Origin of the sequence: Pseudonocardia sp. ICBG1034, assembly GCF_020131375.1 — a bacterium.
GTDB lineage: Bacteria > Actinomycetota > Actinomycetes > Mycobacteriales > Pseudonocardiaceae > Pseudonocardia > Pseudonocardia alni.
On record NZ_JAHLEK010000015.1, the window covers coordinates 2,050,749 to 2,070,286 of the forward strand.

Annotated in this window: 20 protein-coding genes; 7 read left to right on the plus strand and 13 right to left on the minus strand. The window is 75.7% G+C overall.

Annotated elements, in window-relative coordinates; genetic code table 11:
* Positions 1-37: 37 nt before the first annotated feature.
* The 4 genes from KPF22_RS11155 to KPF22_RS11170 form a co-directional block, all read right to left on the minus strand.
* Positions 38-1,579, minus strand: a complete 1,542-nt coding sequence (locus KPF22_RS11155; protein WP_224401999.1) for a sulfite oxidase — start codon at positions 1,577-1,579, stop codon at positions 38-40.
* A gap of 69 nt (positions 1,580-1,648) precedes the next feature.
* A complete protein-coding gene (locus KPF22_RS11160; RefSeq protein ID WP_224402000.1) occupies positions 1,649-2,323 on the minus strand; it encodes a fasciclin domain-containing protein in 675 nt (224 codons plus the stop codon).
* A gap of 129 nt (positions 2,324-2,452) precedes the next feature.
* Entirely contained in the window at positions 2,453-3,991 is a 1,539-nt protein-coding gene (locus KPF22_RS11165; RefSeq protein ID WP_224402001.1) for a molybdopterin-dependent oxidoreductase, read from the minus strand.
* A gap of 124 nt (positions 3,992-4,115) precedes the next feature.
* Entirely contained in the window at positions 4,116-5,066 is a 951-nt protein-coding gene (locus tag KPF22_RS11170; RefSeq protein WP_062396203.1) for a LysR family transcriptional regulator, read from the minus strand.
* Between the two features lie 326 nt (positions 5,067-5,392).
* Between KPF22_RS11170 and KPF22_RS11175 the strand changes: the two genes are divergently transcribed.
* Positions 5,393-6,535 carry a Glu/Leu/Phe/Val dehydrogenase gene (locus KPF22_RS11175; RefSeq protein WP_062403389.1) on the plus strand — a complete coding sequence of 381 codons (1,143 nt, stop codon included), beginning with the start codon at positions 5,393-5,395 and terminating at the stop codon, positions 6,533-6,535.
* A 93-nt stretch (positions 6,536-6,628) separates the two neighbouring features.
* On the opposite strand, the gene KPF22_RS11180 is transcribed toward KPF22_RS11175, so the two are convergent.
* Both KPF22_RS11180 and KPF22_RS11185 read right to left on the minus strand, forming a co-directional pair.
* Complete coding sequence (locus tag KPF22_RS11180; RefSeq protein WP_224402002.1) at positions 6,629-7,015, minus strand: DUF86 domain-containing protein; 387 nt, start codon at positions 7,013-7,015, stop codon at positions 6,629-6,631.
* Positions 7,015-7,416, minus strand: coding sequence for a nucleotidyltransferase domain-containing protein (locus tag KPF22_RS11185; RefSeq protein WP_208822000.1), 402 nt, complete (start codon positions 7,414-7,416; stop codon positions 7,015-7,017). Before KPF22_RS11185 ends, KPF22_RS11180 begins: the two co-directional genes overlap by 1 nt.
* A 51-nt stretch (positions 7,417-7,467) precedes the next feature.
* Here KPF22_RS11185 and KPF22_RS11190 point away from each other — a divergent pair, with 51 nt between their 5' ends.
* Positions 7,468-8,418, plus strand: a complete 951-nt coding sequence (locus KPF22_RS11190; RefSeq protein ID WP_208822004.1) for an aldo/keto reductase — start codon at positions 7,468-7,470, stop codon at positions 8,416-8,418.
* A gap of 31 nt (positions 8,419-8,449) precedes the next feature.
* Here the strand turns inward: KPF22_RS11190 and KPF22_RS11195 are convergent, their stop codons facing one another.
* Genes KPF22_RS11195 through KPF22_RS11205 form a run of 3 tightly spaced genes read right to left on the minus strand, consistent with a single transcriptional unit; the run spans position 8,450 to position 9,859 of the window.
* Positions 8,450-8,872 carry a DUF5313 family protein gene (locus KPF22_RS11195; RefSeq protein ID WP_208822007.1) on the minus strand — a complete coding sequence of 141 codons (423 nt, stop codon included), beginning with the start codon at positions 8,870-8,872 and terminating at the stop codon, positions 8,450-8,452.
* Positions 8,873-8,906: 34 nt separating this feature from the next.
* Positions 8,907-9,572 carry a DUF1990 family protein gene (locus tag KPF22_RS11200; protein WP_224402003.1) on the minus strand — a complete coding sequence of 222 codons (666 nt, stop codon included), beginning with the start codon at positions 9,570-9,572 and terminating at the stop codon, positions 8,907-8,909.
* Positions 9,573-9,628: 56 nt separating this feature from the next.
* Positions 9,629-9,859 (minus strand): hypothetical protein, encoded by a 231-nt coding sequence (locus KPF22_RS11205; RefSeq protein WP_062403384.1) that lies wholly within the window; start codon positions 9,857-9,859, stop codon positions 9,629-9,631.
* 103 nt (positions 9,860-9,962) lie between these two features.
* Between KPF22_RS11205 and KPF22_RS11210 the strand changes: the two genes are divergently transcribed.
* Entirely contained in the window at positions 9,963-10,670 is a 708-nt protein-coding gene (locus KPF22_RS11210; protein WP_224402004.1) for a DUF1990 family protein, read from the plus strand.
* Between the two features lie 11 nt (positions 10,671-10,681).
* Here KPF22_RS11210 and KPF22_RS11215 read toward each other — a convergent pair whose 3' ends face one another.
* Entirely contained in the window at positions 10,682-11,359 is a 678-nt protein-coding gene (locus KPF22_RS11215; protein ID WP_208822013.1) for a hypothetical protein, read from the minus strand.
* 145 nt (positions 11,360-11,504) lie between these two features.
* Between KPF22_RS11215 and KPF22_RS11220 the strand changes: the two genes are divergently transcribed.
* From KPF22_RS11220 to KPF22_RS11235, 4 genes are all read left to right on the plus strand, one after another.
* Positions 11,505-12,413 carry an enoyl-CoA hydratase-related protein gene (locus KPF22_RS11220; RefSeq protein ID WP_208822016.1) on the plus strand — a complete coding sequence of 303 codons (909 nt, stop codon included), beginning with the start codon at positions 11,505-11,507 and terminating at the stop codon, positions 12,411-12,413.
* 296 nt (positions 12,414-12,709) lie between these two features.
* Positions 12,710-14,047: an MFS transporter gene (locus tag KPF22_RS11225; RefSeq protein WP_224402005.1), complete on the plus strand. Its 1,338-nt coding sequence runs from the start codon at positions 12,710-12,712 to the stop codon at positions 14,045-14,047.
* On the plus strand, positions 14,044-15,411 hold the full coding sequence (locus tag KPF22_RS11230; RefSeq protein ID WP_208822020.1) for an LLM class flavin-dependent oxidoreductase: 1,368 nt from the start codon (positions 14,044-14,046) through the stop codon (positions 15,409-15,411). Before KPF22_RS11225 ends, KPF22_RS11230 begins: the two co-directional genes overlap by 4 nt.
* 237 nt (positions 15,412-15,648) lie before the next feature.
* Positions 15,649-16,917: a phosphodiester glycosidase family protein gene (locus KPF22_RS11235; protein ID WP_208822023.1), complete on the plus strand. Its 1,269-nt coding sequence runs from the start codon at positions 15,649-15,651 to the stop codon at positions 16,915-16,917.
* On the opposite strand, the gene KPF22_RS11240 is transcribed toward KPF22_RS11235, so the two are convergent.
* The 3 genes from KPF22_RS11240 to KPF22_RS11250 are packed head-to-tail and all read right to left on the minus strand — an operon-like array spanning position 16,875 to position 19,525.
* Complete coding sequence (locus KPF22_RS11240) at positions 16,875-17,525, minus strand: TetR/AcrR family transcriptional regulator (protein WP_224402006.1); 651 nt, start codon at positions 17,523-17,525, stop codon at positions 16,875-16,877. The genes KPF22_RS11235 and KPF22_RS11240 overlap by 43 nt on opposite strands.
* Before the next feature lie 27 nt (positions 17,526-17,552).
* Positions 17,553-18,602, minus strand: coding sequence for a PDR/VanB family oxidoreductase (locus KPF22_RS11245; protein ID WP_224402007.1), 1,050 nt, complete (start codon positions 18,600-18,602; stop codon positions 17,553-17,555).
* A complete protein-coding gene (locus KPF22_RS11250) occupies positions 18,599-19,525 on the minus strand; it encodes a metal-dependent hydrolase (RefSeq protein ID WP_208822026.1) in 927 nt (308 codons plus the stop codon). Before KPF22_RS11250 ends, KPF22_RS11245 begins: the two co-directional genes overlap by 4 nt.
* Positions 19,526-19,538 lie beyond the last annotated feature (13 nt).

Consider the following 19,538-nt stretch of genomic DNA (forward strand, 5'->3'; position numbering starts at 1 on the left):
GACTCGGCGGGGGAGCGCGGCGGGGCCGGCCCGCCCGTCAGACCGCGGTGACCGGCACCGTGTGCCGGCCGGTCGCGCCGTCGGGGATCGAGACCTGTTCCCGTTCCGTCTGCACCGTGCCGGTCCGGTCGGTCGCGCGCACGCGCAGGGTGTGCTCGCCGGGTTCCAGTTCGATCTCGGTGCGCCACATCCGCCAGGTGTCGGCGCCGACGTCGGCGCCGAGGCGGGCCGGGACCCAGGTCCCGCCGTCGACGGCGACCTCGACCCGGGTGATGCCCACGTGCGGCGCCCACGACGTCCCGGCGACGACGACCCGCCCGGCCGGGACCGACGCCCCGGCGACCGGGGTGTCGATGCGGGACTGGGTCTTCACCGGGCCCTCGCGAGCCCAGCCGCGTTCGGCCCAGTACGCGGTGGCCGCATCCCAGGTGGTCACCTCGATGTCGGTGATCCACTTGCAGCCGGAGACGTAGCCGTAGAGGCCGGGGACGACCATGCGCACCGGGAAGCCGTGCTCCACCGGCAGCGCCTCGCCGTTCATGCCGAACGCGAGCAGGGCGTCGCGGCCGTCGGTGACGACGTCGACCGGGGTGCCGGTGGTGAACCCGTCGACGCTGGTGGACAGCAGCTGCTGGGCCCCGGGCCCGATCCCGGCCTCGGCGAGCAGGTCGGCCAGGCGCACCCCGGTGAACCGCGCGTTGGAGATCAGCGCGCCGCCGACCGGGTTGGACACGCACACCATCGTGATCGGCACCTCGACGACCCGGCGGGCCCGCAGCTGGTCCAGGGAGAGGGTCAGCTCGCGCTCGACCATGCCGTGCACACGCAGGGTCCACGAGGCGGTGTCGACCCGCGGGACCTGCAGCGCGGTGTCGATCCGGTAGAAGTCCGCGGTCGGGGTCAGCCAGGCCGGTGCGCCCGGCAGGGTCGCGTCCGGCGGGAGCGCCGGTACCGGCGGGGCGGGCGGCAGCGCGAGTGCCGCCGGCCCCGACGTCGACGGCGCGGCGGCGAGCAGCCGCCCGGCGACGGTCGCCCCCAGTGACACGACGGCGACCCCGCCGGCCAGCGAGAGGGCCTGCCGGCGCGACAGCGGGGCGGCGGCGCCCAGGCCGTCCCGGGCCGCCCGGGTGAACGCGGCGTGCACCGCGAGGAACACCGTCGGCCCGACGAGGAGCGCCACGGTGGGGGCGAGCAGGTCGACCGGCCGGAACGCGGGCGCGAGCACCGTGGTGACCAGGGCGGTCACCCCCATCGCGACGAGGACCGCCACGCCCGGGGCGGGCCGTCGCCGGGCCAGGAGCCCGGCGGCCACGCCCAGCCCGGTGATCACCAGCGCCATCCCGGTCAGCAGCGCGAGCTTGTCGGCGGTGCCGAACGTGGCGATCGCGAACTGCTTCAGCCACTCCGGGGTCAGCCGGACGAACTGGTCGCCGACGGTCAGGAACGGCGACGACGCCGGCGCCACCAGCCCCGCGACGAGGTCGCCCACGGCGAGGGCCGAGCCGACGCCGAGCAGACCGGTGACCACCGCCCGCGGCCGGGTGAGGGACGCGGCGGGGTGGAGCGGGGTCGCGGTCACAGCAGGGTGTTCGCACGACGACGGGCCCGGGGTTCGCACCCCGGGCCCGTCGTCTCGTGCTGTCGGTCGTCAGCTCTTGGGCATGAGGACCTTGTCGATCACGAACACGGTGGCGTTCGCGGTCGGGATGTTGCCGCAGAGGATGTTGGCGGTGTTGCCCTGCCCGTCGGTGACGGTGGGGGCCTCGGCGGTGCCGCCGATGGTGAGGTCGCCGCCGGCGAGCTCGGTCAGGGTCTTCTTCTCCACGATGCCCGCGGCGTCGAGGCGCTCCGGGGTCACGTGGTAGGAGAGCAGGCCCTGCAGCTGGGTGGTGTCGGCGAGCAGGGCGTTGAACTTCTCCTCGCCGAGCTGCTGCTGCACCGCGGCGAAGGCGTCGTTGGCCGGGGCGAAGACGGTGATGCCCTGCTGCTGGTTCAGGGTGTCGGCCAGGCCGGGGACCTTGCCGACGGCGGTGACCAGCGTGGTCAGCAGCGGGTTGGTGCTCGCGGCGGTGGCGACCGGCTGCGGGCCCATCGAGTTCAGCGAGCCGGGCTCGTCGCCCTGCGGCAGCTGGCTGCAGGCCGGGCCGAAGACGTCGTCGTTGGTGGTGACGCCGTCGGCGGCGGCGGTGGTCGCCGGGGCGGAGGAGGAGGCCGGGGCCGCCGCGGGCGGGGCGGAGGTGTCGCTGCCGCCGCCACAGGCGGTGAGGCCGAGCGAGAGGGCGGCGAGCAGGCCGACGGTGGCGAGGGTGCGAGAGGCGCGCATGGCTGATTCCCTTTCGAGGAAACTGTCTGTCCTGTATGGACTTCACTGAATTGTTCGGGCGGTGGGTCCGGGCGGTTCGGCGGTTCCGGAAGTTTTTTCGGATACTTCTTCCGGGTGGCGTGGAACGATTCAGACGACGGTGATGATCGTGCTCGGCCACCCCGTCGCGCCGTCCGGGATCGGGTCGACGCGGACGTCGGTCTGGACGAGCCCGCGGCGGTCGGTGGCCCGGGCGGTGAGGGTGTGGCTGCCGGGGGAGAGGTCGAGCTCGGCCCGCCACATCCGCCAGGTGTTCGGGTTGACCTCGGTGGCCAGCTCGGCCCGCACCCACGGGCCGTCGTCGGCGCGGACCTCGACGGCGGTGATCCCGACCGGCTGCGCCCACGCGACCCCGGCGACCTGCACACGTCCGGCCGGGAGCTTCGAGAAGCCGACCGGGGCGTCGATGCGGCACTGGGTCTTGATCGGGGCGCGCTCGGCCCAGCCCCGATCGCGCCAGTACACGCTGCGCTCGGCGAAGGTCGTCAGCTCGATGTCGGCGAGCCACTTGGTGGCCGAGACGTAGCCGTAGAGCCCCGGGACGACCATGCGCACCGGGAAGCCGTGCTCGACCGGCAGCGCCTCGCCGTTCATGCCGAGCGCGAGCAGCGCGCCCCGGCCGGGTTCGAGCACGGTCGCGGTCGGGGTGCCCGCCGTCCAGCCGTCGCGGCTGGTGGAGACGATCTGGTCCGCGGACGGGTCGACCCCGGCCTCCAGCAGCAGCGGGGCCAGCTCGACGCCGACGAAGTCCGCGGTGGACACCAGGTTCCCGCCGACCGTGTTGGACACGCAGGTCATCGTGATCGTGCGCTGCACGAGCGGCCGTCGCAGCAGGTCGTCGACGGTGAGGACGAGCTCGCGCCCGACCCGGCCGTGCACCCGCAGCGACCAGTCCTCGGCCCGCACGGCCGGGATCGTGAGGGCGACGTCGATGCGGTAGAAGTCGGAGTTCGGCGTCACGAACGGGACGGTGCCGAGCTGGGGGAACGCGGCCGACGCGGGTACCGGCGGGGCGGTCTCGGCGAGCGTCGCCGCGGCCAGCCTGCCGGTCAGCGCGGCCCGCGAGGCCGCGATCCCGCTGCCCGAGGAGGACAGCGCCAGGCCGGCCCCGCCCGCGACGAGCGTCCCGGCGGCGACGGCGGCCGAGGCCCCCGCGAGCACGGTGCGCCGGGGGACCCCGTCACCGCTCCCGCCGCTCCCGGTGCGGGTCCCACCGTGACGGCGGGCGAGGCGGTCCAGCCCCCGCTGTACCGCCACGCCCACCACCAGCGCGACGACCGGGGCGGCCAGGTCGGTCGCGGTGGGCACCGGACCCGTCAGCACCGCGGCCACCGCGAGCAGCCCCAGCGCGGCGACGACCGCGGTCCCCACCGCGGGCCGTCGGCGCGCCGCGAGCCCGGCCAGTGCGCCGAGCAGCACCAGCAGCACGCCGATCCCGGCGAGCAGGACCGGCTTGTCGGCCGTCCCGAACGCGGACTTGGCGAACTCCACGACCGGCTGCGGCGAGAGCCGCACCACCGCGTCGCCGACGGCCACGAAGGGCGACGACGCCGGTGCCACCAGGGCCGCCACGAGATGCCCCGATGCCACTGCCGCGGCGATCGCCAGCAGTTCCACCAGGATCGCCACGGAACGCGACGGAAGGGCCAGGGGCCCGTTTCCCTCGGTCCGGTTCTCGGTCAGCACAACCGTTCTTCGGAACCGGCGGCGGAAACGGTTCGACCGGGTTCCGACGATTCCGCCGCGGAACGGGTCAGGCCAGGCCGAGCGAGTCCGGCTGCACCGGGATCGGGGCGTCGGCGCCGAGCCCCTTCTGCGCCGCCGCGGTCCGGACGGCCTCGATCACCAGCGGCAGCGCGGCCCGTCGTGCGGTGGTGGTGCGGTAGGCCAGTGACACCGTGCGGGTCAGGGCGTCGCCGAGCGCGACGATGTCGACCCCCGGCGGGCGCAGCGCCAGGCCCAGGTCGGTCACCAGGGTGACGCCGAGCCCGGCCGCGACCATCGCCATCGCGGTGGCCTGCTCCTCGACCTCGTGGTCGATCCGCGGCTCGAAGCCCGCGCTCTGGCAGGCCAGCCGGGCCGCCTGCCCGAAGTGCGACCGGGCGGGCGACACGATCCACGGGTGCTCGGCCAGCTCCGACAGCATCACGCTCGCGGCCGGCACGGCCCCGGCGGGCACCGCCGCGTAGACCCGCTCGACGGCGATGACCGCCCGCTCCAGGCCCTTATCCCACGTCATCGGGTAGTTCGAGTAGTCGATGACGAACGACAGGTCGAGCTCGCCGTCGCGCACCGCGGCCGCGGTCTCCTCCGGGGCGAGCTCGCGGGTGCGGACCTCGACACCGGGGTGGGTACGGGCCAGCGCGGTCAGCGCGTCGGGCAGCAGGCCCGAGGCGACCGAGGCCCACACCCCGGCGGTGAGCTTGGCCGCAACGGTCTCGCCCGCCTCCTCCAGGGCCTGGGTGGCGCGCTCGACCGAGGCGAGGATCTCCTCGGCGTGCTCGGCCAGCAGGACCCCGAGGTCGGTGAGCTGGACCCGGCGACCTCTCCGCTCGAACAGGCGGGTCCCGACGTCGCGCTCGAGCTGCGCGAGCTGCTGGGACACCGCCGACGCCGTGTAGTGCAGCGCGGTCGCCGCCGCCGTGATGGTTCCCCGCCGGTGCAGCTCGCGCAGCATCCGCAGCCGAGACAGGGACAGCTCCATGTCGCTGAGCCTATTGCGCTGTGCAGGAACGGTGAACAGCGCCGTGAATGATCCGTAAATGGACGCGGGACCGGGTGCGACCCCAACCTGGGGCCACCGGTCGGGAACGACTGCGGCCGGGGGACGACGAGGTCCGCGATGTCGACGAGACCGGAACGGCCCCTGGCGGCGACGACCGGTGCAGCACGAGCAGGAGGTGGGTCGCCATGACGACGATGCAGAACCCGGCCGGGAGCACCCCGCAGACGGCGGCCACGGCCGCCCCGTACGTCGCCGGCGCCCCGGCGCCCACCGTCGCTCCGGTCGTCCGCCGCCCCGAGCCGTACATGCGCCTGCAGTGGAACGACGCCGTGACCGGCGCCGTCGGCTACCTGGTCGTGCACACCCTCCGGGCGGGCCTCGCCACCGGCGGCACCCGGATGCGGGCCGGCTGCACGTTGTCCGAGGTCGAGGACCTCGCACGCGGCATGGCCAACAAGACCGCCACCTTCGACCTGCCGATCGGCGGGGCCAAGGGCGGCATCGACTTCGACCCGAAGGACCCGCGCGCCGTCGAGGTGCTCGAGCGGTTCTGCGAGGCCATGCGCCCCTGGATCGACGCGCACTGGGTGACCGCGGAGGACCTCGGCGTCCCGCAGCACCTGATCGACGAGGTCTTCGAGAAGATCGGCCTCGGCCAGAGCTACCACGCCGCGATCAGCCGCGCCGCCGACCCGGCCGCCACCCTGGAGCGGGTGCGCACCGGGCTGACCGCCGAGGTCGACGGCGGGTTCGAGCTGGGCGACGTGATCGGCGGCTACGGCGTCGCGCACGCCTGCCTGGCCTCCGCGGTGTCCTGGGGTCAGATCCCGGCCGACACCACGGTCGCGATCCAGGGCGTCGGCACGATGGGCGGTGCGGCCGCCTACTACCTGTACGAGGCCGGGATGAAGGTCACCACGCTGGCCGACGCCGCGGGCACCCTGCACTGTGCCGACGGCCTCGACGTGCCCGCGCTGCTGGACCTGCGCGACGGCTTCGGCGAGATCGACCGCACCCGGCTGCCCGCCGGTGTCGAGCAGCTCCCGCGCACCGCGATCCTCTCCGCCGAGGTCGACATCCTGGTGCCGGCCGCGATCTCCTACGCGATCACCCCGGACAACTCCTACGACGTCCGCGCCCGCGTGGTCGTCGAGGCCGCGAACGCCGCGACCACCCCGGAGGCCGAGGCCATGCTCGCCGCCCGCGGCGTGCCGGTGCTGCCGGACTTCGTCGCCAACGCCGGTGCGGTCGCCTGGGCCTGGTGGCTGCTGCTCGGTGAGGTCGACGACGACCCGCAGAACTCCTTCGACCGGCTGCGCACCGTGATGCACGCCAAGGTCGCGCAGCTGCTGGCCGCGTGGACCGAGGACGGCGTCACCCCGCGCGAGACCGGGCACCGCTGGGCCGACGACCCCGCCCCGACCACCGGGCCGGTCGTCATCCCCTGACCCGCTCCACCCGCGGCGCCCCGTGACGCCGCGCGGCACCCGTGCACCCGGGGCCGCGCGCCGGGACGGGGCCGCCGCGCGTGCCGGGGCCCGTCAGCCGGCGAGGGCGGCGATGCGGGCGGCGAAGGCGCCCAGATCGTCGAGACCGCCGTCCCGGATGCTGCGGGCGAGCAGGTCGTCGTCGACCTCGGCGTAGAGGTGCACGATGAGGTCGCGCGCCCCGGCGAGCGCCACCATCCGGCCGGCGAGCCCGTCGTCGAGCACCCCCACCTCGGCGAGCACGCGGAAGGCGTCGCCGTAGTCCCGCGGGGTCCGGTGGCCGTCGGCGGCGATGACGTGGTTGGCCAGGTCGATGCAGATCTGCGCGGCCGTCTGCACCAGGTGACGACGGCGGAACGGGTCGGGGGCGTCCTCGGCGAGCAGGTCCCGGTAGTGCTCCAGCATCACCAGCAACCGGCGCACGCGGTCGGCGTCGACCATCAGCGCAGCCCTTCCCTCGCGACACGGGCGAGGAAGGAACGGGTCGTCTCCTCCAGGACGGGGCGGAACTCGATCCAGCGCATCCGAGCGTCCACCTCGAACCGGACCCGTGCGACCTCGTCGGCGCTGAACAACAGCCGGCCGGACTCCGCGACCCGGCCGCGCAGCTCGAGGCCCGCGCGCCCGAGGTCGACGACGTCGACCCCGGTCCCGAGCACAGCGGCCAGGTCGGCGGCGAGCAGCTCGGTGGCGACGGGAGCGGGCTCACCGGCGAACAGCACCGCCACGTCGTGGTCGCTGTCCGGCCGCGGGGCCCCGCCGGCTCGCGACCCGAACAGATAGGCCACCGCGACGTCGTGCGCGGTGAACACCGGGCCGAGATCGGGATCCACGACGGTCATCGTGGCACACCCCCGTGTCCCGTCGTGGGCATCGACCCGGATGCTCCTCCCATGACCCCCGCGACCCCGCCGCAGATCGTCCTCGGCACCATGAACCTCGGCACCCGCGTCGACGAGGCCACCTCGTTCGCGCTGCTCGACCGCTTCGTCGAGCGCGGCGGGGTGTGGCTCGACACCGCCGACGTCTACGCCTTCTGGAACGACCCGGCCGGGGAGATCGGGGCGAGCGAGCGGGTGCTCGGCGCCTGGCTCGCCGCCCGGCCCGGCGTGCGCGAGCAGGTCCGGATCTCCACCAAGACCGGGGTGCGCGGCGGGCTCGGCGCCACCGCGGTACGCGACGCGGCCGCCGGCAGCCTGGCCCGGCTCGGCGTCGAGGCCGTCGACCTGTTCTGGGCGCACACCGAGGACCGCGCGACCGACCTCGACGAGACCGTCGCCGCGCTCGGCGCCCTGGTCACCGACGGGCTGGCCGGGCGGCTCGGGGCGTCCAACCACGCCGCGTGGCGGGTGGAGCGGGCCCGTGCGAGCGCCGCGGCACAGGGCGTCGCCGGGTTCGACGCCGTCCAGTACCGGCACTCCTACGTGGTCCCGCGGCCCGGTGCGGCGCTGCCGGACTCCGGGCACATGCTGCTGACCGCCGACGCCGCGGACCTCGCGACCGCCGAGGACCTGACCCTGTGGGCCTACACCCCGCTGGTCAACGGGGCGCTGACCCGCACCGACCGCGCCCTGCCCGACGCCTACGACCACCCCGGCACCACCGCGCGGCTGGCCGCGCTCGACGCCGTCGCCGCCGACACCGGCGCGACCCGTAACCAGGTCGTGCTCGCCTGGATCACCACCGGCGGCCACGGCCGGACCGGGCTCGCGGGCGAGCAGGCCGTCGGGCCGGCGTGGCCGCTGGTCGGGGTCAGCCGCGCCGCCCAGCTCGACGAGGCCCTCGACGCCCGTGACCTGCACCTCACCGAGGAGCACCGGGCCCGGCTCGACGGCGCGGCGTGACCGCGGCCGGGGCGCGCCGCGGCGGGGGTGCTCAGCCCCGGCGGTCGTCCCGGTCGCGGTCCGCGCCGAACTCCCGGTCGTGGCGCAGCCGGGCGTCGACGTGCTGCTCGGCGCGTCGCGCCTCCCGGGTCGACGCGGCCGCCCCCACCGGGTAGCCGGCCTTCATCACCCGGGTCTCGCACGCCTCGACCACGTAGACCGTCGAGTAGAAGTAGCCGATCACCGCGCCGGAGGCGATGGCGCCCAGCCGCACCCACGCCGGGCCGGGCACCACCAGGAACAGCAGGACCAGCAGCGGGATCAGCTGGACCGTCGTGCGGAGGAGGTGGCGCAGCACCCAGGTGCGGGTCGTGACGTCGTGCAGCACCCAGCGCCGGTTCCGGACCGGCAGCCGGGCACCGAAGGCGTAGGCCACCCAGCGGAACGGGTTCGGACGCCGGATCCGGTCGTCCATCGGACGTCCCCCCTCATCGGATCGTGCACCCGGGTCAGACACCCGGATGCCGGACGAGCACGGCGAACGGGTCCGTCCAGTGCCGCCCGCCGTTCTGCGGGGCGACGGTCACGCCGTCGGCACCCGGCAGCGGCTGCGGCAGCGGCCTGCCCGCCGCCGCGTCGGCCACGAGCTCGCGGACCCGCTGCCCGGCCCGATGGTAGAACTCCAGCTGCACCGCGCGGCCGAACAACCCGAAGCCGAGCCGGAACAGGGGGTTCGGGATGTGCGCGGGCCGGGAGAACGCGCGGATGACGAACTCGACGTCGCCGGTCGTGAGGTCCTTGACCACCTCGTAGGTGAGCCTGCCCTCCTCCAGGTGCCCGTGCAGCGTCTCGTAGGTCCAGCCCCAGACGCGCCGGCCGTCGACGGTCTCGTCGACGAGACCGGTCACGCGGACGCCGAGGTGGAAGCGCATCGGCCCGAACCGGCCCTCCAGCAGCATGTCCCGCCCCAGCAGCGGGTCGGACGGGCGGAACACGCCGCGCAGCCGGTTCGGGGCGGTGAACTGGTAGTCGCGCAGCACCGCGCAGGCACGTTCCCACGGGCCGTCGGGGACCGGGTCGCCGGGCGGCTCGGTGCCGACCAGGGCCCGGCCGTGGTCGACGTGCCAGCGCGGGTCACGGGTGTCGGTGGGGGTCTCGGCGTCGTCGAAGTTCACGCCGCGTGCGGCGAGCCCGTCCAGGTCGGCGCGACGGTCCCCGGGGGCGGGGCGCTTCAGGACCGACGGCCCTTCTCCTCGCGCCGCATCGAGTCGCCGATCAGCCAGAACATCGACGGCCACAGGCCGACGAAGACGGCGCGGCGTTCGGCGTTGCCGCGCTCGTCCTGGTCCACGGTCTTCGCGCGCAGCCACAGCGCGATGGAGAAGCCCACCGAGCCGAGGGAGAACCACTGGAGCTGGGCACCGCGCAACCCGACCCGGTGCAGGACACGTCCGACCGTCATGGCGGTTCCTTCCCCGCTCCCGGCGGATGTAATCCCGCAGAGGGGGTATGTCCACGCCGTGCGGACTTCCAGGACGGCCACGACGAGAGATCGGACCACCCCGGTGACGGGGGACCGGCGGTCCCGGCGGGTGTCGGCGGTGCTGCGCTGGCCGGTGGGCCTGGCGCTGGTGTCGTGGCGCTACTTCTGGCGCACCACACCGATCCACCGCAGCGACGTCGTCGGGGACCTGGGGGACCTGCCACCCGCCTCGCCGCAGGGCGCCGAGGGCGACGACGTCCAGCGCCCGTCGGACGGGGTCGGGACCCTGCTGCACCGGCGCTACAGCGTGCGCATCCGCGGGTCCCGGCTGAGCCCCGAGGAGCTCATGACGCGCCTCGCCGCGGACCCCGACCGCTGGTCACCGGAGTTCGCGGTGTTCCGCCGCACCCGTGGTGAGCCCGGCGGGATGGCGGTCGGCGACGAGTTCCTGATCCGCATGCCCGGCCCGTGGGACGGCCCGGTGCGGGTGGCCGCCGCCGGGCCGAGCGCGTTCTCCTTCGTCACCCTCGACGGGCACCTGGAGGCCGGCCGGATCGAGTTCCGCACCCGTCGCGACCCGGACCACCCGGAGATGCTGCGCTTCGACATCGAGTCCTGGGCGCGGCCCGGGGACCGGCTGTCGCACGTGCTCTACAACACCCTGCGGGTGGCCAAGGAGGTGCAGTTCAACATGTGGACGCACGCCTGCATCCGGGCGGCCGCCATCGCGGGCGGCCGCCCGGACGGCGGCGTGACGGTGCGCACCCGGCGGTTCGCGACCGCCGGATGACGCGGCGGGCCTCACCGGGCGGCCCGCACCTCACGGATCATGACGACCCCGAGCCCGGCGACGGCGATCCCGCGCAGCAGCTCCACGTGCAGCCCGCTGAGCACCGGGGCCTCCGGCAGCGGCACGAACAGCAGCAGCGCCCCGGCCAGCGCGGCCGCGCCGATCCAGCGCGGCACCCCGGCGGTGCGCATCAGCGCCACACCCGTCAGCGCCAGCCCGGCCAGGAGGACCAGCCCGCCGACCATCTGCAGCAGAGCGAAGCCGGGGGCGGCGAGGATGCTGCCGTCGTCGGGGACCAGCTCCGGGGCGGCACGGGCGATCGCGGGCGCCACCAGCCCCTCGACGACGAGGTGGCCCTGCGCGCTCAGCGCGTTGCCCAGGAAGTACAGGCCGAACCCGAGCGTGCCGAGCACACCGGCCCGCGGGGCGAACCAGCCCCAGGCCGCGGGCAGGCCCATCATCAGCGCGAGCGAGCCGGCGTAGATCGACAGCTGCGCCCACGGGGAGCCGGGGGCGAGCAGGGACGCGACGGAGTGGGCGTTCCCGTCGACGACGGGGTGGGCGACGCCACCGGCGAGCGAGAGCACGGCGGAGGCGAGCAGCATCATGCCGCCGCCCACCACCAGGCGTCGCCGGGCGGGGTCGACGGCGGGAACGGCCGGGGCGGTGGGGGCGTCCTGCACGGTCACGGTGGATCCTTCCGGAGAGGCGCGTCCGGTCGGTCCGGCGCGACGGGACCACCGTGCGCCCGGCCGCTTGCAGCCCGCTTGCGGACGGGCTGCGGGCGCCGCGGGCACTGTCGCCCGGGCGCGGGGCGGGGCAGACTCGCCGATCATGAGCACCGACGCTCCCGCCTTCACCGAGATCTCCTACGACGTCGACGACCGGGTCGCCACGATCACCCTCGACCGCCCGGACCGCCTCAACGCGTTCACCCCGACGATGGCCCGCGAGCTGATCGCCGCCTACGACCGCGCCGACGCCGACGACGCCGTCCGCGCGATCGTCCTCACCGGCCGCGGCCGCGGCTTCTGCGCCGGCGCCGACCTGGGCCGCGGCGGGGCGTCGTTCGACCCCACCGACCCGCAGCGCGCCGCCGACCGGGCGGGCGTCGGCACCATCGGCGGCGTCGTCCGCGACGGCGGCGGCACCGTGACCATGCGGATGGCGGCGCTGCGCACCCCGGTGATCGCCGCCGTCAACGGGCCGGCGGTCGGCATCGGGGCGACGATGACGCTGCCCGCCGACATCCGGCTGGCCGGGGCCTCGGCCCGGTTCGGGTTCGTGTTCGCCCGCCGCGGGCTCGTCCCCGAGGCCGCGTCGAGCTGGTTCCTGCCGCGCATCGTCGGCGTCTCCCGGGCCATGGAGTGGGCCGCGACCGGCCGGGTGTTCGACGCCGCCGAGGCCCTCGACGGACGTCTGGTCTCCCGTGTCCTGCCCGACGACGAGCTGCTCGGCGCCGCGTACGCGATCGCCCGCGAGATCGCCGACAACACCTCCGCGGTGTCGGTCGCGCTGACCCGCCAGCTGCTGTGGGGGATGCTCGGCGCGCCCACCCCGTGGGACGCCCACCGCGCCGACTCGGCCGCGATCGCGCATCTCGGGCAGGGCCGCGACGTCGCCGAGGGTGTCACCTCGTTCCTGGAGAAGCGCCCGCCCGCCTTCCCCGACACCGTCTCCGACGACTACCCCGGCCACGTCCTGCCGCACTGGCCCGCGCCGCCCGCCGACCTGACGGACTGACATCCGGGTGCGCCGGCGACCCACGGCGCCCCTACCGTGGCCTCGATACGCCTGCGCGTCGCCCGCCGGCGGCCGTGGTCCACCGTCACCCTGCACGCCCGGGTCGCCGGGCGGGGGTGACCCCGGTCCCGCTCCGTTGCGCCGGGCGGGGGTCGTCTGTTCGGGTGGGCGGTGTGGAGCACTCGGAGCTGACCCGCCGGCGGTGGCTGGACCACGGCCGCCTGTCGTCGCACGCCTGTCGCTGACCCGGCCCCGCGCACCGACTCCCCGCTCCGCCTCACCCACCGGCAGGTCCCGTGTCCAGCTCCGCCGTGTCCGATCCCGCCCCGACGTCCGGTGCCACACCGCGCCGCGCCGCCGTCGCGAGCCTCGTCGGGACCACCATCGAGTGGTACGACTTCTATCTCTACGCCACCGCCGCGGCGCTGGTGTTCGCCCCGCTGTTCTTCACCGACGCCGACCCGGCGACCGGCGTGCTCGCCTCGTTCGCGACCTACGCCGCCGGCTTCGGGGCGCGGCCGATCGGCGCCGTCGTCGCCGGGCACCTGGGCGACCGGATCGGCCGCCGCGCCGTCCTGGTCGGGTCGCTGGTGCTGATGGGCGTCGCGACGACGCTCATCGGGCTGCTGCCGACCTACCCGACCGTCGGGCTGCTGGCCCCGGTGCTGCTGGTGGTGCTGCGGCTGGCCCAGGGGCTCGCCGTGGGCGCGGAGTGGGCAGGTGCGGTGCTCATGGCCGTCGAGCACGCCGAGACCGAGCGCCGGCGCGGCCTGTTCGGCAGCTTCCCGCAGATCGGCTCCTCGGCGGGGATGCTGCTCGCGTCGGGCGTCTACACCGCGGTGCTCGCGATCGCGGGCAGGGAGGCCTTCCTCGCCGGGGCCTGGCGGATCCCGTTCCTGCTCAGCGCCGTGCTCGTCGTGGTGGGGCTGGCCATCCGGCTCACCCTCGCCGACCCCGCGGTGTTCACCGCCGCCCGCGACGCCGGGACGCTGTCCCGCCGCCCGGTGCTGGAGGTGCTGCGCACCGACTGGCGCACCGTGCTGCTGACCGTCGGCAGCCGGATCGCCCAGAACTCCGTCTACATCCTGGCGACGACGTTCGCGCTGACCTATCTGGCCCGGGGCGACTCGGGCGCTGCCGAGGGCGCCGGGCTGACCGCGGTGATCATCGCGTCGGCGATCGGGCTGTTCTCGACGCCGCTGTGGGCGGTCCTGTCCGACCGGGTCGGCCGCAAGCCGGTCTACCTGGCCGGCGCGATCGGGGCGCCGCTGTTCCTCGGCGCCTTCTTCCTGCTGCTCGACACCGGGTCCACCGTGCTGGTCGTGGTCGCCATGGTGGTGCTGGTCAACCTCTTCCACGACGCGATGTACGGCCCGCAGGCGGCCTGGTACGGCGAGCTGTTCGACACCCGGCTGCGCTACAGCGGGGCGTCGCTGGGCTACCAGATCGGGTCGGTCATCGGTGGTACGACGCCGCTGGTCGCCACCGCGCTGCTCTACGCGGGCGGCGGGACCCCGTGGCTGATCTGGGGGTACTTCGGGGTGCTGTTCGCGATCTGCGTCGTCTCGACCGTCCTGCTCCCCGAGACCCACCGCGGCGGGCTGCGCACCGCCCGGGAGAAGGTGTCGGCATGACCGGCCGCATCCTGCTCAACGCCTTCGACATGGCCTGCGTGGGCCACCAGTCCGCCGGGCTGTGGCGCCACCCGTCCGACGAGGGGCACCGCTACACCGACCTCGACCACTGGACCTCGCTGGCCCGGATGCTGGAGGACGGCGGCTTCGACGCGCTGTTCCTCGCCGACGTCCTCGGCGTCTACGACGTCTACGGCGGCTCCCGTGACGCCGCCGTCCGCGCCGCCGCGCAGGTCCCGCTCGCCGACCCGCTGCTGCTCGTCCCCGCGATGGCGGGGGTCACCTCGCGGCTCGGGTTCGGGGTGACCGTCTCGGTCGCCTACGAGCACCCCTACGCGCTGGCGCGGCGGCTCACCACCCTCGACCACCTGACCCGCGGCCGGGTCGCGTGGAACGTCGTCACGTCCTACCTGGACTCCGCGGCGCGCAACCTCGGCCGGTCCGGGCAGATCCCGCACGACGAGCGCTACGAGCTCGCCGAGGAGTTCCTGGAGGTCTGCTACAAGCTGTGGGAGGGCTCCTGGGACGACGACGCCGTGGTCCGCGACCGTGCCCGCGGCGTGTTCACCGAGCCGGACCGGGTGCACGACATCGCCCACCACGGCCGCTGGTTCGACGTGCCCGGCCCGTTCCTGTCCGAGCCGTCCCCGCAGCGCACCCCGGTGATCTTCCAGGCGGGCGCGTCGCCGCGCGGTGCCCGGTTCGCCGGCACCCACGCCGAGGCCGTGTTCGTGTCCGGTCCGTCGCCCGCAGTGGTCCGCCGCTCGGTCGACGCGGTGCGCGCCGAGGCCGCCCGCGCCGGGCGGGACCCGCGCTCGGTGAAGGTCTTCGCGATGCTCACCGCGATCGCCGGGGAGACCGACGAGGCCGCCCGCGCGACGCTGGCCGAGTACCTGGAGCTGACCGACCCGTCCGCGGCGCTGGCGCTGTTCGGCGGCTGGTCCGGCGTCGACCTGGCCGGGGCCTCGCCGGAGCAGAAGCTCGAGTACGTGCAGACCGACGCGACCCGCTCGGCGCTGGCGTCGTTCACCGGGCCGGACCGCGACTGGACGGTGGGGGAGCTGGCGGAGTTCATCACCGTCGGCGGGCGCGGGCCGGTCGTCGTCGGGTCGGGGGCGGGTGTCGCCGAGGAGCTGGAGCGCTGGGCCGACGAGGCCGACCTCGACGGCTTCAACCTGGCCTACGCCGTCACCCCGGGGACGATGGCCGACGTCGTCACCCACGTCGTGCCCGAGCTGCGCCGACGGGGCCGGATGCCCGCCGCCGCCGACGCGGGCGGCCCCACCCTGCGCGAGCGCTACGGCACCGGCGACGGCGCCCGGCTCGCGAAGGACCACCCCGGGGCGGCGCACCGTACGCTCTGACGCCACGCCGTGATCACCGGGTGCGGAGCGCGGGGAGCAGCTCCCTCACCCGGCCGCTCCACTCCCGGTGACCATGGTGCCGACGGTCGCGTTCCGCGCTGCGGGGCCACCCCGCAGGGGACGTCGCGCCCCCCGACCAGGTGGCACTGCACCACCGACGCGTGACGCCCCGCGCCGTCGCCGTACCGCCGTGTTCACCTCGGTCCCGGCCGGGGTGGCGATCGGGGGAGTGCGGGCATGGTGGGGTGGACGGGCAGCCGGGGCGCGACGGTGGCGGCGGCGGTCGTGATCGGGGTACTGGTACCGGCCACCCAGCAGGCGTCCGCGGCCCCCGCCCGGGAGGCGCACCCCGTCGCGGCCAGCGCGCCCGCGGCAGGGGCCGGGTCCGCCGCATCCGGGTCCGCCGCACCCGGTGCCGGCCCGGGCCCGGCCGCGGCGCCCGTCGCCCCGGCCCCGCAGGCCCCCGCGATCACCCACCGCGAGGAGCGGGTCGACACCCCGGCCGGGCCGGTGACCGTCGACATCGTCGTCGCCGACCTGAACCGGTCCGAGCTGCGCGCCACCCTGCTCACCGGCGCAACGGTCGGGGAGCGGTCGTCGGTGCCCGCGCACGCCCGGCGCGGCGGCGCCGTCGCCGCGATCAACGGCGACTTCTTCGACCTGGCCCGCAGCAACGCCCCGGCCGGCCCCTCGGTCCGCGACGGCCGGGCACTCACCTCCGCCGTGCCGCCCGGGCGGCGGCTCGCCCCGGGCGTCCCCGGCGCCCGGCAGGGCGACGTCCTCGCCATCGACGACGACGGCACCCCCCGCCTGGACCGGCTCACCCTCGACGCGTCCGCGACCGGGCCGAAGGGCCGCCTGCGCATCGACACCCTCAACGCCTACGCCGTGCCCGTCGGCGGGATCGGGCTGTTCACCTCCGACTGGGCGGGCGACCGGGCCGCCACGCTGTGCGGCAGCGACACCGACCGGGACGCGCCGTGCGCACCGGACCGGTTCGAGGTCGTGGTCCGCGACGGCGCGGTCACCGCCGTCGGCCCGCCCGGCGGGGGAGCGGTCCCGACCGGGGAGCAGGTCCTCGCCGGCCGCGACCAGGGCGCCGCCGCGCTGCGCGGGCTCGCCGTCGGCGACCGGGTCACCGTGCGGCAGGCGCTCACCGCCGCGTCGGGGACCGTGCCGCGGACCGCGGTCGGGGCGTCACCGATCCTGCGCGACGGCACACCCGTCGCCGGGCTGGACGCCCGCTCGCGCGACCCGCGCAGCGCCGCGGGCCTCACCGCGCAGGGACGGCTGATCCTGCTCACCGCCGACGGCCGCGAGTCGACCTCGGTCGGGATCACCCTGGCCGAGACCGCCGAGCAGCTGCGCCGGGCGGGCGCCGTCGACGGCGTCAACCTCGACGGCGGCGGCTCCTCGACGATGGTGTTCCGCGACCAGGTCGTGAACAGCCCGTCCGAGGACGCCTACCGGCTGGTGCCCAACGCGCTCGGCGTCGTGGAGAACTGAGCGTCCGGGTCGCGGGCCACGGTGACCCCGAGCATCGCGAACAGCTGCTCCACCAGCCAGTCCCGCAGCTCGGCGTGGGCGGGCACCCGGCCCGCCTCCAGCCACACCAGCACCGAGCCCTCGACCAGCGCGACCCAGCCGCGCAGGGTCATCAGCTGCAGCGGGGTCGGGTCGGGGACGCCGCCGCGCACGCACAGCAGGTCCACGATGTGGTCGCGCACGCCGTCGACCATGGCGTCGGTCTCCCCGGTGGAGACGACCGAGCCGCTGCGCAGCAGCGCGACGTAGGCCCGCGAGTGCCGGCCGACGACGTCGAGGAACACGTCCAGCGCGTCGGCCAGCTGCCCGTCCAGCGGACCGTCGGTGGGCAGCGCGACCCGGTCGATGAGCTCCTCGGCGACGCTGCCCAGCGCCGCCACGTGCAGCTCCTCCATCCCGGAGAAGTACCGGTAGAACAGCGCCCGCGACACGTCCGCGGCCCGGGTGACGTCCTCGACGGCCACCTCCTCCGGCGAGCGGGCGCCGTAGAGGTCGAGCGCGGCGGACACGAGCTGTGCGCGGCGGGCCTCGGGCGACATGCGCCGGGGTGGACGTGCGGGTGAGGTCATCACCGACGAGGGTACGGACCCCACGCCTCAGCGCCCGAGATCGACGACGATCGTCCCGTCCGTGGCCCGCCCGACGCACAGCGCGGTCAGGCCCGGCCCGGCCGGGTCGCCCACGGTGGTGCCCTCCACGAGCCGGACGTGGCAGGTCCCGCAGAACCCCTGCCGGCACGAGTACGGCACCTCCGGGCGCAGCGCGCGGACCGCGTCCAGCGCGGTGCGATCGGCGGGGACCGCGACGTCCGGGCCACCGGCGATCCGGACGGTGAACGGGCGGCCGTCGCGGATCGGGGGCGGGGAGAACCGCTCGGAGTGGAACCGCTGCCCGGCGGGGAGCGCCCGGCGCAGCGACTCGATCATCGGCGGCGGGCCGCAGCAGTAGACGGCGGCGTCGGCGTCGGTCCCGGACAGCAGCGCGGCCGCCGACGGGACACCCGCGACGTCGTCGGGGCGGCGCAGGACCCGGTCCGGGGCCAGCGCGGCGAGTGCGTCCGACAGCGGCATCGACGCCCGGTCCCGGCCGGTGTGCACCAGCCGCCACGGCACCCCGGCGGCGTGCGCGGCCCGGACCATCGGCGCGATCGGGGTGATCCCGATGCCGCCGGCGACGAACAGGTACGACGGCGCCGTGGCCAGCGGGAAGGCGTTGCGCGGGCCGTGCAGCCGCAGCCGCACCCCCGGGCGCAGGGCGTGCATCTCGTGCGAGCCGGTGCCCCCGGGCACCTTCCGTACCGCGATCCGGTACAGCGACCGGTCGTCCGGGTCGCCGCACAGCGAGTACTGGCGCATGACCCCCGAGGGCAGCTCGACGTCGACGTGCGCGCCGGGCCGCCAGCCCGGAAGCGGCTCGGTGCCCGCCGGGACGAGGTCGAGCTCGGCGACGTCGGGGCAGGGACGGCGCACGGCGTGCACCTCGACGAGCAGGGTGCGGTCCACCGGGGTGACCGGGCGGCGACGCCGGGCACCGGCCGTCGCGAGGGTCTGGGTCACCGCGGTGAGCACCGACAGCGCGGTGGCCCCGCGGTTCGGGTGCGGCGGCGGCGCGGTCGAGCCGGTGCCGGGCAGCAGCGCGGGACTCACGCCGCGGACCCCTCGGCCGGGCCGGCGTGGCCCGCCTCGGCGGCGCGGGCGGCGGGGGAGACCGCGAGGTAGGCCACCGCGGCGTCGGTGTCGCCGTGCGCGGCCGGGTGGAACCGCGGGCTGAGATAGGTCAGGACGGCGCGGGTGAACAGCCACGGTCCGGGCACCAGCCCACGCCGGGAGTCCCGCAGGTAGTCGCGCAGCCGGGCCCGGCGCTGCGGTGTCCCGCGCAGGTGCGGGTCGCGGGCGCACAGGTGCCGGGTGCCGTCGACCCACAGCTTCGCCAGCGCCGGGCCGGCCACCGCCATCGCCCGGATCCGGCGCAGCCAGCGGCCGTCGAGGTGGGTGTAGAGGTCGTGCGCGACGTTGCGGTGCTCGACCTCCTCGGCGCCGTGCCAGCGCAGCATGTCCAGCATGTGCGGGTCGGCCCCGGCCGCGTCCAGCGCGGCGGAGTCGAGGATCCAGGAGCCGAGGACGGCGGTGAAGTGCTCGATCGCCGCGATCAGCCCGACCCGCTCCACCAGCCACTCCCGGGCCGCGTCGCCGGTCAGGCCGCGGTCGCCGAGCAGCTCCTTGAAGATCCACTCGACCTGCTCGACGAAGCGGGTCACGTCGACGCCCGCCTCGACGAGGTGGTCCAGCGCCCCTTGGTGAGAGGTCGCGTGCACGGCCTCCTGGCCGATGAACCCGCGCACGTCCTCGGCCAGCGCCTCGTCGCGGACCATCGGCAGCGCGCGGGAGAAGACCTCCACGAACCAGCGCTCGCCCTCGGGCAGCAGCAGGTGCAGCACGTCGATCAGGTGCGAGGCGAACGGCTCGCCGGGGATCCAGTCGGTCCGCAGCTCGGCGAAGTCGAAGCGGACGTCGCGGGCCTGCAGGGCGATGCGGTCGGCGGCCGGGTCACCGGCGGCGGGGCGGTTCACGGCGGTTCTCCTC

What these genes read in the sequence shown, in the direction of transcription:
- KPF22_RS11160 (WP_224402000.1), bottom strand. Translation starts at nt 2,323, where the DNA reads ATGCGCGCCTCTCGCACCCTCGCCACCGTCGGCCTGCTCGCCGCCCTC.
- KPF22_RS11240 (WP_224402006.1), bottom strand. Translation starts at nt 17,525, where the DNA reads ATGACCTCACCCGCACGTCCACCCCGGCGCATGTCGCCCGAGGCCCGC.
- KPF22_RS11195 (WP_208822007.1), bottom strand. Translation starts at nt 8,872, where the DNA reads ATGGACGACCGGATCCGGCGTCCGAACCCGTTCCGCTGGGTGGCCTAC.
- KPF22_RS11220 (WP_208822016.1), top strand. Translation starts at nt 11,505, where the DNA reads ATGAGCACCGACGCTCCCGCCTTCACCGAGATCTCCTACGACGTCGAC.
- KPF22_RS11175 (WP_062403389.1), top strand. Translation starts at nt 5,393, where the DNA reads ATGCGCCTGCAGTGGAACGACGCCGTGACCGGCGCCGTCGGCTACCTG.
- KPF22_RS11230 (WP_208822020.1), top strand. Translation starts at nt 14,044, where the DNA reads ATGACCGGCCGCATCCTGCTCAACGCCTTCGACATGGCCTGCGTGGGC.
- KPF22_RS11185 (WP_208822000.1), bottom strand. Translation starts at nt 7,416, where the DNA reads ATGACCGTCGTGGATCCCGATCTCGGCCCGGTGTTCACCGCGCACGAC.
- KPF22_RS11235 (WP_208822023.1), top strand. Translation starts at nt 15,649, where the DNA reads ATGGTGGGGTGGACGGGCAGCCGGGGCGCGACGGTGGCGGCGGCGGTC.
- KPF22_RS11170 (WP_062396203.1), bottom strand. Translation starts at nt 5,066, where the DNA reads ATGGAGCTGTCCCTGTCTCGGCTGCGGATGCTGCGCGAGCTGCACCGG.
- KPF22_RS11190 (WP_208822004.1), top strand. Translation starts at nt 7,468, where the DNA reads ATGACCCCCGCGACCCCGCCGCAGATCGTCCTCGGCACCATGAACCTC.
- KPF22_RS11205 (WP_062403384.1), bottom strand. Translation starts at nt 9,859, where the DNA reads ATGACGGTCGGACGTGTCCTGCACCGGGTCGGGTTGCGCGGTGCCCAG.
- KPF22_RS11180 (WP_224402002.1), bottom strand. Translation starts at nt 7,015, where the DNA reads ATGGTCGACGCCGACCGCGTGCGCCGGTTGCTGGTGATGCTGGAGCAC.